Genomic DNA, 15,910 nt, shown 5'->3' with positions numbered 1-15,910 from the left:
AACATCTCCAGTGGAGTGGCAGGGGGTTGAAGGTTCTGTTTCATGCCACAAAGATAGTGTTTTTAACTAATTCCCCCAAGTTTTCAAACTGAGCCGTAGGCAGGCTATGTTAATAAACGAAAGTAAGCTATCTTTTGCTAAATCTGCTTGAAGGTGGGTACAGCGCAGTGTTATGCACTACCATCTTGTATGGTTATCGCTTCGGGCTATCGCGTTCAGGAACATACGTCCTACTACAGTGGAACGTAATAACCTGCCGTATAAAACAGCTTAGTCTAAAGGAAGGAAACGCTTGGTCTGCCCGGGAAAACGACTTAGGAGTGCTATAAAGAGAAAAACAGACAGAATCAAGGCATCCATTCCACAATACCTGTCACCGGATGCTGCCTTCTCCAGTTTTCAAACTCTGCATACGTCCGCACTCCGTCCCGAAGGACAGCCTGATAATATTCCACTCCCATGCAATATTCCGTATCCGGCGTTTCATATTTCAAACGCAGAATCGCTTTCCTCGTCTCCTCAGTCAGGACTGCCTTAATCCGTTCAGCCATCTTTTCAAAATAACCGTCATAACGGGAGTGCTTCAATATATGAATCATATCCATCTTCCAGGCACCGTTCTCCGGGTCTTCATACCAGGCATGCCACTCAATACATGCTTCTTCCGTATCCAAAAGATTGTTATAAGTTATCCGCTTGACAAACGGGTTTTCCGCCAGCTTCGCCATCGCCATGAAGCTGCCGGCCGGAGTCAGAGGAGAAGAATAAATATGGAAATCCACATCCCGGTTCTTCACTAATAATCCCATATTCAATGAACCCACCAAATTAATCTCTGCCCCGACAGACTTCCAAATATTCATAACATCGGTCTTGCGTATCACTTCCCATGCTTCCCGCTGATTCTTTTCGGCTAATTCCAATATATGCTCCATAAATCTTTTCTTGTTTTTGAAAATGCAAAAATAAAGAAAAACCGTCACATAGAGGCAGGAAATGTGGTCCTATTCTCCTATACGGCAAATCGGTTTAACCTACATATTTTTTTAGAAATAGAAAACAAAACAATATATGGTAGGTATTATTCTAAAAAACTTTTTTATCTCCTCACAGCAAACAATTCAGCTTCCACCGTCCAATGCTCACCGTCTGTGCGCACCAAACGTTGCCAATGAAAAGAAGTCTGTGTTATTTCGGAGAATACCCAACGCAGATTGTCATTATTTACCACCGTCTGGACAATTCTGTCTTTCTCCCATCTAGCCTCCAATTGGGTGGCTCCTCCCAATTCCGTATATAAAATATCCCAAGCCAACGTATCCGGATTATACATCCGCACCGTTGTCCCATAAGCAGCATCCGGTTGATAATTAGTCAAACGCTCCTTACGTGAAGGACAGATAAAAACGTCTTGAATAGCCGTTCCTTCCAATATCCACTGAAAAATCCACTCTCCTTTGATATGCCTCTCTTCAGCAGTTCCATAACAATCAATCCATTCAAAATCCCATTCTCCCACGAAATGCCCGAAAAGGTTGTGCTCGGCAGGCACAATATTACTTTTGTTTTTGCTGACCAAAGCTTTGATAAATTCTTTCATACTCTCTATTATATATGAAAACAAATATAGAATAATTCCTTATCATTACCCATTAAAAAGTAAACTTTTCCCTTGCCATGAACAAATTATTTATATATTTGTCGGCATTACTAATTATATATCATTTAAGTCACAAAACATGAAAAAGCTATCATTCATTATTACATTTGTATTTCTGTCCATCCTGTTCGTACAGGCCCAACAGGCTAAATACGTTTTCTATTTCATTGGCGACGGGATGGGTGTTAACCAAGTATTAGGTACAGAAATGTATCGCTCCGAACTAAAAGGAGAGATTGGTATCACCCCACTGCTTTTCACACAATTTCCCTTTGCTACTGTTGCCACCACATTCTCTGCCACCAATGGCGTAACCGACTCAGCAGCTGCCGGGACAGCACTTGCCACAGGCAATAAAACCAAGAACGGAACATTAGGAATGAAGAAAGACTTGGAGACTAAAATAAACAGTGTGGCGGCATGGGCAAAAGACAAAGGATGCCGGGTAGGTATCAGCACAAGTGTCAGTGTAGACCATGCTACTCCGGCCGCTTTCTATGCACATCAGGCACAGAGAAGCAGTTATTATAATGTAGGTCTTGATCTGATTAAGGCCAATTACGACTTCTATGCCGGCTCCGACTTCCTTGATCCTACCAATAAAAAAGGAGGCGATGGAAGCTCGGAAAGTCTATATACCCTGGTAGATAAAGCAGGATACAGCGTGGCACGCGGTTATAAAGACTATCAAAAGAAAGCCAAGAAATCAGACAAAATGATTCTGCTGCAACCATCTTCTGCCATCGATGTCAGTGCTATTCCATACGCTATAGACCGTAAGAAAGGTGACATGACCTTAGCCGAAATAACCCGTGCCGGTATCAATTTCCTGTCCAAAGATCTTTCCAAAGGTTTCTTCCTGATGGTTGAAGGTGGAAAAATAGACTGGGCTTGCCATAGCAATGATGCGGCAACCGCATTCAATGAAGTGGTTGACCTGGACGATGCCATCAAAGTAGCTTACGAATTCTACGAACAACATCCCGACGAGACACTGATAGTGGTGACAGCCGATCATGAAACCGGTGGCATCGTATTGGGCAAAGGCCCCTACACACTCAATCTTCAGGCTTTGAAATCACAAAAAGTCAGCGAAAGCGACTATACCCGAATCATTAATAATTTAAGAAAAAAATATAAGAACCAGGTATCTTGGGAAGTAATCAAACAATCACTGAAAGATAATTTCGGTTTTTGGGATAGCATCCAATTAAATGAAAAACAGGAAGCGCGATTAAAGAAAGTATATGATGAATCGTTCGGTGGTCAGAAAGTAGATTTACAGAAGAGTGAATATCAGCAAGACGAACCTTTGGCCTCTGAAGCCAAAAAGATTTTGAATGATATTGCCCTTGTAGGCTGGACCAGCGGCGGACACTCCGGCGGCTATGTTCCCGTATTTGCCATCGGTGCAGGTGCAGAGTTATTTCAAGGCCGGATAGACAATACCGAAATTCCGGTGAAAATAGCAGAAGCAGCAGGCTATCCGAATTAATCGAAAGTAAGATAGTGCGATAATCGTTTTAAGTCTTTCTCGGTAAACTCTTCATAAAGGGATAACTGAGAAAGGCTTTTTAATTTATCCTTCTTTCTCCGAAACTCAATAATAACCCGAGCCTGATAATAGTTAATATAAGGATGTGCACGCAGTCTGTCTAACCCTGCTTTATTGGCATTTATCCGATGAATTGGACCATTTTCTACTTTAAACCAACGCTGCATATCAGAAGTAATCCATTTGAGTTCCTGTAATTGACCTACATCATAGAATCCTCCCAACTGATTCCGATAGGCAACAATAGCCCGTGCAATTCCAATCCCTATTCCCGGAATTTTCTTCAGTTCCGTAGTATCCGCCCGGTTCAAATCAATCAAGGTCCCTTCGGGATATTTATAAAAAGCCAACGTATCACGCTTCTCTACTTCCGCATAACGCAAAGTATCAGATTTCTTCTGAAATGATTCGGATATATAAATATAAGGTTCCAAAATATGAAACTGCTCTTCCGTCATTCCATAAATACGTGAAAAAGCTTCCGCAGTGGCAAACTTTCCACCTGCCTGCCTATACTTTATTATATTGTGAGCAATAAAAGGAGGCAACCCAAGTTGTAAGAACTCGATGGAATCGGTTAAATTAGGTTCGAACGGTGCTAATATCACCTTCCTTTTTACAACCTCTTTCTTTTTGAATGAGGCATTCCTTTTATGCTCGATTGTCTGAATACCGGCTAGGAACCGTTCCATTTCTTCAAATGATTCCTGACCGGTTTCTTTACTCGATTCTTCTATCAGATAAGGAGAAACCAGCCAAACTCCGATTATCGTAACAATCATTCCAAGCAAGAAAACTATAGCCTTGCGTTCTCCTTTAGAGAAATAGAAAAAATCTTTCCACATTATTGCACTAAATCAAGCCCAATTCATTGATGAAAATCAAGGCAATACCAATGGGTGCAATGAATCTCAGAATAAATATATAGACATTAAAGAAACCCGCTTTCAAAGTACCTTCATTGGTCAACTCAGCATAAGAGACCGAACGCTTCAAATACCAGCCGACAAATATACATACCAACATTCCACCCAACGGAAGCATAATTTTGGCAGTAACAAAATCCAGTAAATCAAAGAAACCTTTGTCAAACAGCGTATATTTCTGCATCACACCCAATGACAAGGATGAAAGTGCTCCAATCAATATACATCCGAAAGTTACCATCTTGGCCGCACGCCCACGAGTAAAAGCAAACTCCTCATGCAAAAAAGCTGTAACCACCTCATGCAAAGAGATAGTGGATGTCAGTGCTGCCAAAGCCAATAACACATAGAACAATACAGAAAAAACATACGCCAGGAAAGGTATCCCGCTAAATGCTTGCTGGAAGACATTAGGCAGAGTAATAAATATCAAAGAAGGACCGGCATCGGGCTGAATGCCAACCGAAAATGCCGCAGGGAAAATAATGACACCTGCCAATACTGCAACAAATGTGTCGATGACTCCTACACTCAACGCCGTATTCCCCAACTTTGTCTCTTTTCCAAAATAAGAGGCATAAGTGGAGAGACATCCCATCCCCAAGCTCAGGGAGAAAAAGGCTTGTCCCATGGCACCCAAAAATACATCACCGGTCACTTTACTAAAATCCGGCTTTAACAGGAACTCTAATCCCTTTTCCGCATTTGGCAAAGATAATGAACACACTGCAAGCAGGATAATAAGAATAAAAAGTACCGGCATCAAAATCTTAGAGGATTTCTCAATGCCATCTTTCACCCCTTTTACAATAACAAAATGGGTAAGCAATAGAAAGACCACCAACCAAATCAACGGACGAACCGGGTCCTGAGAGAAAGCTTCAAAAGCCAGAATAAAATCATCCGGTCTTTTGTTCGCAAATTCATTCGTACCTGCTTCCAAAATATATTCCAGTGTCCATCCTGCCACAACAGAATAATATCCCAAAATTAGAAATCCCGCCAATACTCCTAAATAACCTAACCATTTCCAATGAGTACCCGGTGCTAAAACGGAATATGCTTTACCCGTACTCGCCTTTGAATGGCGTCCTACTGTAAACTCGGCCATCATAATCGGCATGCCTAATACAAGGACACACGCCAAATATATTAAAATGAACGCCGCGCCGCCATGATTTCCCGTTTCGTAAGGGAAACGCCATATATTACCCAGCCCTACTGCCGAACCGGCAGCCGCCAGTATCGCTCCTATCTTACTCCCGAAATTTACTCTTTCGCTTTTTTGCATAAAAAACTATCAATTTATTATAATTCGAAACCTATTGGGGTGCAAAAGTATAAAATTAATCGTACTTTTGCGATGAATAACTAAAATTTTAAAGTATGCTATATTATTTTAGAAGATATCCGCTATCCTTGGTAATTATGGCTGTTATCTTTTACTTATCTTTTTTCACTCCTCCGAAAAGTAATTTGGAAGAGATTCCCAACATAGACAAGTTAGTTCATGTCTGTATGTATGGAGGGCTTTGCAGCATTTTGTGGTTCGAATATTTAAGAACCCACAGAATGATAAACTGGAGCCATATTCTATGGGGAGGTATCCTTGCACCGATAGCCATGAGTGGATGCATAGAGCTGATGCAAACTTATCTCACGACCAATAGAAGCGGAGACTGGCTTGATTTTTTAGCTAATAGCACAGGAGTATTGTTAGCTGTTGTGTTCGGATATTATGTGATCCGCCCGTTTTTGTGGCGTAAGTTCTAAAAAGAAACGCCGGCGATTCTTCACGAACAGCCGACGTAATGATAAAAGTCAAAGTTATATAATAAAGATAGAGAGTCAACTTAACGAAAATCCTTCAATTCATTCTGTAATCTTTGACGTGTAAAGAAAATACGGCTCTTTACGGTTCCTAATGGTAATCCCAGCTTCTCTGCAATTTCTCTATACTTGAAGCCTGATACATACATGGCAAAGGGGACGCGATAGTCTTTTGGCAAAGCATTGACTACACGGTGAATTTCTTTTAAATCATAAGCACCTTCGGTAGAATCAAATCCACTTTCTTGCGAAAAGTTCAAGTGAAACAGATTGTCTGTCTGGTCAACAAAAGTCTGATCACGTACGGTCTTACGGTAATTATTAATAAATATATTGCGCATGATGGTATACATCCATCCTTTAAAATTTGTATCGGGAGTAAATTTCTCCTCATTATCTAATGCTTTCAATGATGTTTCCTGCAACAGGTCATTTGCTTCTTCTCTATCAGCTGTCAGTTTAAATGCGAAACGGAATAATTCCGATTGAACATTCAGTAAATGCTGTGTAAAGTCGACTGTCTTCATACCATTTTATTTTTAAGTTGTTATTTTTTCTGTTTTTAATTTCTGTTGCAATATTAACGACTTCTTGTAAAAGAGATAACAGAAAAACTAACAACAAAAGGGGCAAAAACTGCCAAGTAACAGTTTTTACCCCCTAATATAACAGTTAACAGGTGGTTGAGAATTAACTTTTATGCACCTCCCTGACCGCCACCGGTACTACCGGAACCGCTTCCGCCACCTTTCAAATCATCATTATTGATACTACGAGCTGCTTTTTTCACCTGCGCTTTTAGCTCACCAAATCTCCAACTGATATTGATGCCATAATAGCGGTTGGGGGATTTACTCTTGCTCCACGAAATAAAAGTAGAAGTCGTAGTAGAATTATCATAAGTATTATATTTACTAAAGATATTAGACGCATTCATAGAGACCGTCAGGCGTTTCTCTTTCAAGAAAGAACGACTCAGGCTAAATCCATAGTAAGTATAAGATGAACCCTTTCCTTGTAATGAAATATAAGGAGTGCCTCCACCGCCATACACACTAAAACGAATATCCCACGGTAATGTCTGTTGTGCATTACCAAAGAAGTTACCTTGATAACCATGGTTACGAGCTGTGAACTCTTCATTATCACTCTTATAATCAGAGTAAGAGCCACTGGCATTGATAGAGATTCTTGTCTTAGAGCCCGGATTCCAGTTCATCCACAACGAAAGACGTGTGCGGTTTGTATGACCAATATTGCCATAGGTATTATTCTGTACACCGTTCTCCATAAATGAATAACGCTCAATACCATTATTTACAAACGAATAGTTCAAACTTAAGTTCATATTAAACTTTTGTGAGAAAGAACTGTAAGTCATTCCCACTGAATGAGACTTCTCACTATCCAAGTCAGGATTACCATAGCTGATGCTTGTCGGATTACTTGTATCTCTAAACGGATTCAAATACCAAATACTCGGACGACTGATTCGCATGTTATAATTTGCACGAATGGTTTTGGTAGGTGCAAGCTGATAAGTAAAGCTGGCCGAAGGAACTAAATCATCGAAATTACTGTCGAAGTTTCTGTCAGGCATATACTTATATTCCACATCCATAATAGTATGTTCGAAACGTACACCCGCCTTACCGCCAAACTTACCCAATTTCAACTGGTAATCGGCATAAGCAGCCAAGATATCTTGATCTTGATTAAATTTGCTGGTCAAATCATTATCCGGCTGATAGATATTATTGTCATCGGCTTTAAAATACTTACTGTCACTCTGATTTCTACGTAAAATGTACTTAACACCAGCATCTATCTGATGTTGCTTGGTGATTGGATTGGTATAGTCAAGCTGGAAAGTATGTTCATCAGTACGAGCATCATTGTCATAATGCTGATCCCTCAAATAATCCATGCTGTAAGGATAATCCTTCACTTCTTCATATTCTGTATAAGCCTCACTATTATCGGGAGAACCGTTATAACGATATGAGAAAGTCAGAAATTCGCCTTTTTTCTTAAAAGAACGCTGATAGTCGAAATTAAATCCCACACTGGCCCATTCCGATTCATTACGGCTCAACGTATTATAACTGTAAGCATGTTCTTTTTGGGCGTTCAGCATGTTCGTGCTTCCATAGCCATTGTTCTTAAACTTTCCTCCAAACATATTCATAGAAAAAGTAATAAGATTCAGAGTATCAATTTCATAACTACCCTCCATACTGCCATATTGGAAATTGCCTTTATGCTTGGAAGAGCTTTCCGAACTCAAATACTTATAATCATCCGAAGTGAAATCTTCGCGACCACTTGAACTATAAGAACGCGGACTGGTATTATGATTATAAGCATAATTTCCGGTAACAGTAAATTTACCGATCTGAACTGTTCCATATCCGCTGGCATTATAACCGCGATTGCTGACACCACCATTCAAAGTGACTGTATAACCTTCCATTCCGCCACCGGTAGTAATGATGTTCAAGATACCACCGACACCTTCCGCATCATATTTTGCACCCGGGTCAGTAATAACTTCAATAGACTTCACAGAGTTGGCCGGCAAGCTCTTCAATACTTCAGTGGGATTGTTACTCATCATATTATTCGGCTTCCCGTTTACATGCACTTTAAAGTTGCTGCTTCCGTTTACCTGAATTTTATCTTCCCCGTCTACGGTTACCAAAGGTACCTTACGGAGCATTTCGAGAGTAGAATTCGTTTTTGAATCCGGGTCATCTTCAATGCTGTAAGTAACCTTATCAATTTCTGCTTTCACAAGTGGCTTCTGAGCGACCACTTCCACTCCTTTCAGCATTTCGGTTGCTTCTGCCATTTGAATATGACCTAAGTCCGCTACCTTCTTTGTATCAGATACAGTGAATTCTTTCTGTACGGTCCGCTTGCCGACAGAAGAAAAACTAATCAGATAAGTGCCCGGAGAAACGAGACGTTCACTAAACTTTCCATTCGTGTCTGTCACAGCCAGTTTTACCGGTTTGGCCGGATTACTCTTCAACGAAATACGAATGGTTGAATAAGGTTCTCCTTCATTTGATAAAGAATCTACTAAAACTCCTTTTACTGAGAACTGCCCTTGAGGACTTTTTTGAGCGTTTGCATTAAATGTCACACTGACAAAGAGCATGATAAAGATGCATAGAATGTTGTCTTTCATATATTAAAAAAGTGTTTGTTTGGTGCAAATATAGGCAAACTATAATATGTAGTTACTTTTATTACGTTAAATAAACTATAATGTTTCCCATCTACAAAATGGAGTTTTCATAAGGGATGAGTTATAATAACGAACATCTCCGGTTACCTCCTGTCCGATGAAATGGGGCTTTTCATATGATTCATCCTCATATTTCAATTCTACTTCCGCAACAACAAGGCCCTCATTATCACCATAAAATTCATCTATCTCAAATGTATGCTTTCCGCTTTTTACCAGATAACGAGTCTTGTCTATCACACCCGGTTCACACAATTTCATCAATTCTTCCGCTTCTTGCAGAGATATTTCTTTCTCCCATTCATAACGACTCATACCGGATGCATTAGAAGCCCCTTTTATAGTAAGATACCCCTTATCGCCCCGGATACGAACACGCACCGTACGTCCGCGGGCACTACAAATGTATCCTTGTACAATACGACTTTGCGAATATGCCTCCTGCTTATAACTATCATCGACAACCAAAAATTTTCGTTCTATTTCCTGTGCCATCTTATTTCCTTATTAATATAACAAAAAAGTCCCGCACGGATTTTCCGGCAGGACTTCAGTTATTTCTTGCGGTTTTATCCATAGACAGCATACCCTACCATAGTGATCAGAGCCAGTACTATCAAAGCGATAAATATGCCTTTTACTATTTTGTTTGCTTTCTCCTCTTCGCGCTTGCTATGATTAGCTTTCTTATTCTTTCCCATAAATATTTTATTTTAAGATTAAACTTTCTCTTTTGTGACCTTCAAAAGTACAAAGTTTCCGGGAGAAAACAAATAAATTACTTACTTTTTACGCATTCTCCGAACCCGAGAATTCCATGAGATACGCTTTAATAAAGTCGTCAATCTTTCCATCCATCACGCCATTTACGTCCGATGTCTGGTAGTTCGTGCGATGATCTTTCACACGACGGTCGTCAAATACATAACTTCTGATTTGCGACCCCCATTCTATCTTCTTCTTTCCGGCTTCTACCTTGGCCTGTTCTTCCATGCGATGCTGCAGCTCCTTGTCATAAAGGATAGAGCGCAACTGGCGCATTGCATTTTCCTTATTCTTCGGCTGGTCACGAGTCTCGGTATTTTCAATCAAGATTTCTTCTTCTTCTCCTGTATAAGGATCTTTATACTGATAACGCAAACGTACACCGGATTCTACCTTATTTACGTTCTGTCCGCCGGCTCCACCGCTTCGGAATGTATCCCAACTCATACGTGCCGGTTCAATATTTACCTCAATACTGTCGTCAACCAACGGAGTTACGAATACAGAAGCAAAAGACGTCATACGTTTTCCCTGAGCATTATAAGGAGAAACACGTACCAAACGATGCACACCATTCTCACCCTTTAAATAACCATAAGCAAAACTGCCTTCAATGTTCATAGTCACAGCTTTGATACCGGCCTCGTCACCTTCCTGAAGATTGGCGATGCTCAGTTTATAACCGTTTGTTTCGGCCCAACGCATATACATACGCATCAACATGGATGCCCAGTCCTGACTTTCGGTACCTCCGGCTCCCGAATTGATTTTCAGCACACAATCCATTTGGTCGGCTTCCTGACGAAGCATATTTTTCAACTCCAAAGATTCTACAGCAGTGAGCGCTTTGGAATAAGCGACATCCACTTCTTCCTCGGTCACCAAGTCATCTTTAAAGAAATCAAAAGACAATTCCAATTCGTCTGACAAAGTCTTTACCTCACGATATCCGTCAATCCATTTCTGAATCTCTTTTACTTTCTTCATCTGTGCCTCAGCTTTCTTGGCATCATCCCAAAATCCGGGCGCTTGTGTACGAAGCTGTTCTTCTTCCACCTGAACAAGTTTATTCTCAATGTCCAAGTATCTTTCGAGGGCAGCGGTACGTTCTTTTACGTCTTTCAGTTGCTCTATTGTTATCATTTTGAGGAATTTTTCTTTTAAGTTGCAAAGATATAACAATTTAGGCACTGATTACATGGATTTCACTGTTTTTAATGAAAGAACAATGCATTCCGTACAATCCGTGCCTAAAATACAAATGAATCAAATTCTTTATTCTTCGTACATCTTTTCTATTTCGGCAGCATAATTCTTATTCAACACATTGCGCTTTATCTTCAACGTATTAGTCAGTTCACCGCGTTCCATACTGAAAGGATGGGGCAATAAGGTAAAACGTTTAATCTGCTCATAATGTGCGAATTGCTGTTGAAGCGTATCAATTCGTTCCTTAAATAAATCGATAATCTGTTGGTCCTGCAACAGCTCTTCCATAGAAGCATACTTGATGCCTTTCTTTTCGGCGTACTCTTTTACCAATTTATATTCCGGAATGATTAAAGCCGAAACAAACTTACGCTCATCCGCAATAATGGAAATCTGATCGATATATCGGTCCACCACCAACTTAGCTTCGATAGCTTGAGGAGCAATATATTTCCCATTTGAAGTTTTAAACAAATCCTTAATACGCTCAGTAAGGAATAAATGTCCGTCCTTGATATAACCGGCGTCACCCGTATGAAACCATCCGTCTTCAGTAAAGGCAGCCTTTGTTGCCGCTTCTTTCTTATAATACCCATGCGTAATGCCGACACCGCGAAGCAATATCTCATTGTTTTCGCCAATCTTCACTTCCACATGCGGCATAATACGCCCTACAGAGCCTACCACATGATCAAAGTCATTTTCGCAAGACACGGTTGCAGTTGACTCTGTCAATCCATATCCCGCCACCATATTAATACCTACCGACAATATAAATTCCTGAACAGCAGGTGGAATGGCAGCTCCGGCAGTCGGAAAGAAGCGACCATTCTCAATACCGATGGTCTTCTTCAGCAAGCTATAAATAGTCTTCTCATAAAATTTGTATTTCATGTGAAGCAAGGCCGGAGGCGTAAGTCCCTTGCATACATATTCTATATTATGCTCACGACCTACTTTCAATGCATCCAGCATCAGTTTTTTCTTCAGTCCGGTCGTTTCATTGATTTTCTCCTGAACTCCGGAATACACTTTCTCCCAAAAACGAGGAACACTGCACATGGCTGTCGGACGAATCTCCTTGATGGTCTTCTGAATATCCACCGGACGCAAATTGATAGCCAACTGGCAACCCATAGAAATACACCAATAACTCCAGGCACGCTCAAACACATGGGTAAAAGGCAGGAAATTCATCACTACTTCTTGGTCACCCAATTGCGGGAAACGCTCATTGTGTGCCTTGATAGCTCCTTCATAACAAGAATGATGTAACATTACCCCCTTGCTGTCGCCCGTCGTTCCACTGGTATAAAGGATATTGGCAATATCCCCATTACCCGATTCGGCAATGCGCTTGTCCACTTCCGCCTGATGTTGACGAGCTTTGCCCAACTTCAGGAATTCGTCAAAGTAAATCGAAGAGGTATCACGCTTATCGCGCTTTACATCCTTATCAAAAATAATAATCTGCTTCAATTGTGTGCCAAGCGACATCACCCGGAAGGCAACATCATACTGTAACTGTTCACCCACAAAAAGGTAATGGATATCCGCATCCCCCAGCATATAAAGCACTTGGGCCTCCGAGCTTGTGGCATAAAAAGGAATAGTCACTGCACGAATACCAAAAGCGCCAAAATCCACATAAAGGCATTCGGGCTTATTTTGAGAAAAGACACCAATATTTTCTTGTACACCTACACCTAACTCAAGAAGTGCATTGGAAGTCGTTGTTACCGTTTCGGCAAATTGTTTCCATGAGACCGGAACCCAAGTTTCAGTATCATAATCACGATATTTCAGGGCTACACGGTCGCCATATTTCTCAGCCTGACGCTGAATCAGGACAGATAATTGGGAATTGCTCATTATAAATTATTTTAAATACGTGGCAAAGTTATCGTTTAATTTGGAATTATCCATCATAAACAGGCATTAATTTTCCCGACCAATCAAAGAGTTACAAGAATCCCAACTTTAAAATTAGTTGCATACATAACTTAATTATCACTACTTCTAAGCATACTTTACCGGGCAAAAATCGTATCTTTGCCGCACAATAATTATAAAATCGATATGATTGACTTAGCATATTACACTTCAGAAGCAACCACGTTGCTGAATTCGCTAATAGGCATCCCTTCGCTGAGCAGAGAAGAGGAAGCTGCTGCCGATTTTCTTCAAAACTATATTGAAGAGACCGGTATTATGACAGGTCGTTCGGGAAACAACATTTGGTGCATCAGCCCTATGTTTGACTTGAACAAACCTACTATCTTGCTCAATTCGCACATCGATACTGTAAAGCCTGTGAACGGCTGGCGTAAACATCCCTTCACTCCGAAGGCTGAGAACGGAAAAATTTACGGACTGGGCAGTAATGATGCGTGTGCCAGTGTAGTATCTTTATTTCAAGTTTACCGCCATTTATCTACCACCGAACAGGCTTATAACCTTATCTTTTTGGCTTCATGCGAAGAAGAAGTGTCAGGCAAGAACGGTATTGAAAGTGTTTTGCCCCAGCTTCCACCCATTGCATTGGGTATTGTAGGAGAACCAACAGAGATGCAACCTGCCATAGCAGAGAAAGGTTTGATGGTGGTCGATGTGACAGCTCACGGAAAAGCGGGGCATGCAGCACGCAATGAAGGTGACAACGCTATATATAAAGTATTGGAGGATATCCGGTGGTTTCGTGACTATCGTTTTCCAAAGGAGTCTCCTTTATTGGGACCGGTCAAAATGAGTGTTACCCAAATCAATGCCGGAACCCAACACAATGTCATTCCCGATATCTGCACGTTTGTTGTAGACATCCGCAGTAATGAATGTTATTCCAACGAAGAATTATTTAATGAAATCAGCACTCACATCAAGAGTGAAGCCAAAGCGCGTTCGTTCCGTCTGAATTCATCCCACATTGATGCCGGACATCCGTTTGTCAGACGTGCTATTCAGTTGGGCCGTGTTCCATTTGGCTCGCCTACCTTGTCCGATCAGGCTTTAATGAAATTCCCATCGGTAAAAATGGGACCGGGCAAATCCTCACGTTCTCACACGGCCGATGAATATATTATGGTATCGGAAATAGAAGAAGCCATCGGGCTGTATATAGAATTGTTGGACGGGCTGGTGATATAATTAATATGATAGGAAAGGCGTGCCAAAGTAACAACACGATAACAAAATCGGCTTTGACACGCTATACCATCAGAACATATCATTTCATTTTCAGAAAAGCAAAAAAAACAGTTGATACAGTAAGTAAATAACCCAAACAGCTAAAGCCACAAGCAGCAACAATAAATAATTATTCTTTATCCATTTCTTCAAATTAATCATCAAGTATTTAAAACCATTGGCTTCCACTTTAGCAACGTATGCCCGATACTCGCGCTGTATTTCGCTATATTTTTGCTTCCAATCAGATAAGGCACTTTCCACTTCTGCCAACTTCATTTGCATATTCTTTACCCGTACTTTCTCGTCACTCAACTGTTCCTGCAACAAAAACTTTTCTTTCATCAGCTCTTCCATCCACAGTTGTTCTGCCTTCAATCGTTTTTCTTGCAACCATAGTTCTACTTCCCGTTGTTTTTTTTGCTCCAGCTCCTCTTGCTGCCTAACTTTCTTTATTTGTTCTATCTTTTGCAGTTGCTCATTTTCAAAGTCATGCAATCTGATTTGCAAAATTTTAACCGTATCCCTCTCCTTTGACAATTCATACCGAAGCTTTGTACTTAACTTTGTCAACCTCATTACTTCAGCACTTTCACATTCCTTGTGCCTCAACTTGGGATCACATTTCGCCCGTTGCCTCACCTCCCCATTTCTCAGCCTGGCACACACTTCCCTCATATTCCGATTCAGTTTCTCCAGCTTTGTCACATTATCCCGCTGTTCTTCTATAAAATTAAAACTCTTTTTGCAAATACGGTCAACAGTATTCTTGTATATCTTCAATGTAGTCTGAAGTGTATGAGAATATTTTGAAGCAATCAAATCCAGCCGTTCTCCCATACTGAGCGACAAAAAGATACCGCGTTCTTCCTCATTTCTGATAAACAGGGAAAAAGCCTGCACAAATGCCCGATAGACACGGAATAAAATCCTTTGTTGCACTTCAAAAGCAACGTGGGTTTCATTACAAGCCCTCAATTCTACCTCCAGCATTCTGTCAGTATCACGCAGCTGAGCAATGATTTCCTTTTTATCTTCTATCTCTTTATGCAAATCCAGATAGGAAATAAACGAATCCTCGTCTATCAGTTTTACCTTTCTCCCAATTTGGGACGAAGTAACAACTTTCCGTACAATCAAATTACAAATATAATTTTCATCTATTTGATATTTCTCGGATATATGCTTTATAGGTACCCAGTGACTCATAGTATTACATATCATTTTTATAAATCCCATATCAATTCTTCTTAAGAGACAGAAGCTGATGAACAAAGCTATGCATTTTTTAATGCAAAAACAATCTTTTATCAAGAAAATTGTTTAATATTTTAATAATCGGGGTATCCGATAGAAATATGAATTATTTATCAAGAGAGAAAAGTAAATGTTTTCAAAAGACCAAAGAGTTTTAAAAAAAGACTTTGAGATTTTAAAAGAAGACCTTGAAGTTTTCAGAAAAGACCAAGGTCTTTCGAGACGAGAATGGAAACAACATTCTCCTCCGTCAGAAAAGTTGATGCGATGTG

At 40.4% G+C, this 15,910-nt stretch carries 14 protein-coding genes; 3 read left to right on the top strand and 11 right to left on the bottom strand.

All coding sequences use genetic code 11. From position 1 onward, the window contains the following. Positions 1 to 347 precede the first annotated feature (347 nt). The gene (locus HMPREF1534_RS05240; RefSeq protein ID WP_005942597.1) at positions 348 to 935 is read right to left on the bottom strand and encodes a hypothetical protein; all 588 of its coding nucleotides are present in this window, start codon (positions 933 to 935) and stop codon (positions 348 to 350) included. A gap of 164 nt (positions 936 to 1,099) precedes the next feature. Continuing rightward, positions 1,100 to 1,600, bottom strand: a complete 501-nt coding sequence (locus HMPREF1534_RS05245; protein WP_005942594.1) for a hypothetical protein — start codon at positions 1,598 to 1,600, stop codon at positions 1,100 to 1,102. A gap of 139 nt (positions 1,601 to 1,739) precedes the next feature. On the opposite strand from HMPREF1534_RS05245, the gene HMPREF1534_RS05250 reads away from it, so the two are divergent. Further along, entirely contained in the window at positions 1,740 to 3,155 is a 1,416-nt protein-coding gene (locus HMPREF1534_RS05250) for an alkaline phosphatase (RefSeq protein ID WP_005942591.1), read from the top strand. Here the strand turns inward: HMPREF1534_RS05250 and HMPREF1534_RS05255 are convergent. Continuing rightward, positions 3,152 to 4,060: a helix-hairpin-helix domain-containing protein gene (locus tag HMPREF1534_RS05255; protein ID WP_005942588.1), complete on the bottom strand. Its 909-nt coding sequence runs from the start codon at positions 4,058 to 4,060 to the stop codon at positions 3,152 to 3,154. The two genes, HMPREF1534_RS05250 and HMPREF1534_RS05255, sit on opposite strands and share 4 nt — an antisense overlap. Before the next feature lie 7 nt (positions 4,061 to 4,067). Beyond that, on the bottom strand, positions 4,068 to 5,432 hold the full coding sequence (locus tag HMPREF1534_RS05260; RefSeq protein ID WP_005942586.1) for a sodium-dependent transporter: 1,365 nt from the start codon (positions 5,430 to 5,432) through the stop codon (positions 4,068 to 4,070). Positions 5,433 to 5,527: 95 nt separating this feature from the next. On the opposite strand from HMPREF1534_RS05260, the gene HMPREF1534_RS05265 reads away from it, so the two are divergent. Next, entirely contained in the window at positions 5,528 to 5,914 is a 387-nt protein-coding gene (locus tag HMPREF1534_RS05265; RefSeq protein WP_005942583.1) for a VanZ family protein, read from the top strand. 80 nt (positions 5,915 to 5,994) lie between these two features. Here the strand turns inward: HMPREF1534_RS05265 and HMPREF1534_RS05270 are convergent, their stop codons facing one another. The 6 genes from HMPREF1534_RS05270 to HMPREF1534_RS05290 form a co-directional block, all read right to left on the bottom strand. Further along, complete coding sequence (locus HMPREF1534_RS05270) at positions 5,995 to 6,498, bottom strand: RNA polymerase sigma factor (protein WP_005942581.1); 504 nt, start codon at positions 6,496 to 6,498, stop codon at positions 5,995 to 5,997. Positions 6,499 to 6,668: 170 nt separating this feature from the next. Next, positions 6,669 to 9,164, bottom strand: a complete 2,496-nt coding sequence (locus HMPREF1534_RS05275) for an outer membrane beta-barrel family protein (protein WP_005942578.1) — start codon at positions 9,162 to 9,164, stop codon at positions 6,669 to 6,671. A gap of 75 nt (positions 9,165 to 9,239) precedes the next feature. Beyond that, positions 9,240 to 9,719: a CYTH domain-containing protein gene (locus HMPREF1534_RS05280; RefSeq protein ID WP_005942575.1), complete on the bottom strand. Its 480-nt coding sequence runs from the start codon at positions 9,717 to 9,719 to the stop codon at positions 9,240 to 9,242. Positions 9,720 to 9,793: 74 nt separating this feature from the next. Further along, positions 9,794 to 9,925 carry a hypothetical protein gene (locus HMPREF1534_RS21030; RefSeq protein WP_005942573.1) on the bottom strand — a complete coding sequence of 44 codons (132 nt, stop codon included), beginning with the start codon at positions 9,923 to 9,925 and terminating at the stop codon, positions 9,794 to 9,796. A gap of 88 nt (positions 9,926 to 10,013) precedes the next feature. Then, complete coding sequence (prfB, locus tag HMPREF1534_RS05285; RefSeq protein WP_005942570.1) at positions 10,014 to 11,132, bottom strand: peptide chain release factor 2; 1,119 nt, start codon at positions 11,130 to 11,132, stop codon at positions 10,014 to 10,016. A gap of 132 nt (positions 11,133 to 11,264) precedes the next feature. Further along, the gene (locus HMPREF1534_RS05290) at positions 11,265 to 13,070 is read right to left on the bottom strand and encodes an AMP-dependent synthetase/ligase (RefSeq protein ID WP_005942567.1); all 1,806 of its coding nucleotides are present in this window, start codon (positions 13,068 to 13,070) and stop codon (positions 11,265 to 11,267) included. Positions 13,071 to 13,277: 207 nt separating this feature from the next. Here HMPREF1534_RS05290 and HMPREF1534_RS05295 point away from each other — a divergent pair, with 207 nt between their 5' ends. Next, complete coding sequence (locus HMPREF1534_RS05295; RefSeq protein ID WP_005942564.1) at positions 13,278 to 14,342, top strand: M20 family metallo-hydrolase; 1,065 nt, start codon at positions 13,278 to 13,280, stop codon at positions 14,340 to 14,342. 90 nt (positions 14,343 to 14,432) lie between these two features. On the opposite strand, the gene HMPREF1534_RS05300 is transcribed toward HMPREF1534_RS05295, so the two are convergent. Beyond that, on the bottom strand, positions 14,433 to 15,620 hold the full coding sequence (locus HMPREF1534_RS05300; RefSeq protein ID WP_018452452.1) for a hypothetical protein: 1,188 nt from the start codon (positions 15,618 to 15,620) through the stop codon (positions 14,433 to 14,435). Positions 15,621 to 15,910: the final 290 nt, after the last annotated feature.

Origin of the sequence: Phocaeicola massiliensis B84634 = Timone 84634 = DSM 17679 = JCM 13223 (genome assembly GCF_000382445.1) — a bacterium.
Classification (GTDB): Bacteria; Bacteroidota; Bacteroidia; order Bacteroidales; family Bacteroidaceae; genus Phocaeicola; species Phocaeicola massiliensis.
This window is presented reverse-complemented; position numbering and strand designations above follow the sequence as displayed.

Coding starts and splice junctions, on each gene's coding strand:
- HMPREF1534_RS05240 (WP_005942597.1), bottom strand. CDS start 935: ATGGAGCATATATTGGAATTAGCCGAAAAGAATCAGCGGGAAGCATGG.
- HMPREF1534_RS05245 (WP_005942594.1), bottom strand. CDS start 1,600: ATGAAAGAATTTATCAAAGCTTTGGTCAGCAAAAACAAAAGTAATATT.
- HMPREF1534_RS05250 (WP_005942591.1), top strand. CDS start 1,740: ATGAAAAAGCTATCATTCATTATTACATTTGTATTTCTGTCCATCCTG.
- HMPREF1534_RS05255 (WP_005942588.1), bottom strand. CDS start 4,060: ATGTGGAAAGATTTTTTCTATTTCTCTAAAGGAGAACGCAAGGCTATA.
- HMPREF1534_RS05260 (WP_005942586.1), bottom strand. CDS start 5,432: ATGCAAAAAAGCGAAAGAGTAAATTTCGGGAGTAAGATAGGAGCGATA.
- HMPREF1534_RS05265 (WP_005942583.1), top strand. CDS start 5,528: ATGCTATATTATTTTAGAAGATATCCGCTATCCTTGGTAATTATGGCT.
- HMPREF1534_RS05270 (WP_005942581.1), bottom strand. CDS start 6,498: ATGAAGACAGTCGACTTTACACAGCATTTACTGAATGTTCAATCGGAA.
- HMPREF1534_RS05275 (WP_005942578.1), bottom strand. CDS start 9,164: ATGAAAGACAACATTCTATGCATCTTTATCATGCTCTTTGTCAGTGTG.
- HMPREF1534_RS05280 (WP_005942575.1), bottom strand. CDS start 9,719: ATGGCACAGGAAATAGAACGAAAATTTTTGGTTGTCGATGATAGTTAT.
- HMPREF1534_RS21030 (WP_005942573.1), bottom strand. CDS start 9,925: ATGGGAAAGAATAAGAAAGCTAATCATAGCAAGCGCGAAGAGGAGAAA.
- prfB (WP_005942570.1), bottom strand. CDS start 11,132: ATGATAACAATAGAGCAACTGAAAGACGTAAAAGAACGTACCGCTGCC.
- HMPREF1534_RS05290 (WP_005942567.1), bottom strand. CDS start 13,070: ATGAGCAATTCCCAATTATCTGTCCTGATTCAGCGTCAGGCTGAGAAA.
- HMPREF1534_RS05295 (WP_005942564.1), top strand. CDS start 13,278: ATGATTGACTTAGCATATTACACTTCAGAAGCAACCACGTTGCTGAAT.
- HMPREF1534_RS05300 (WP_018452452.1), bottom strand. CDS start 15,620: ATGGGATTTATAAAAATGATATGTAATACTATGAGTCACTGGGTACCT.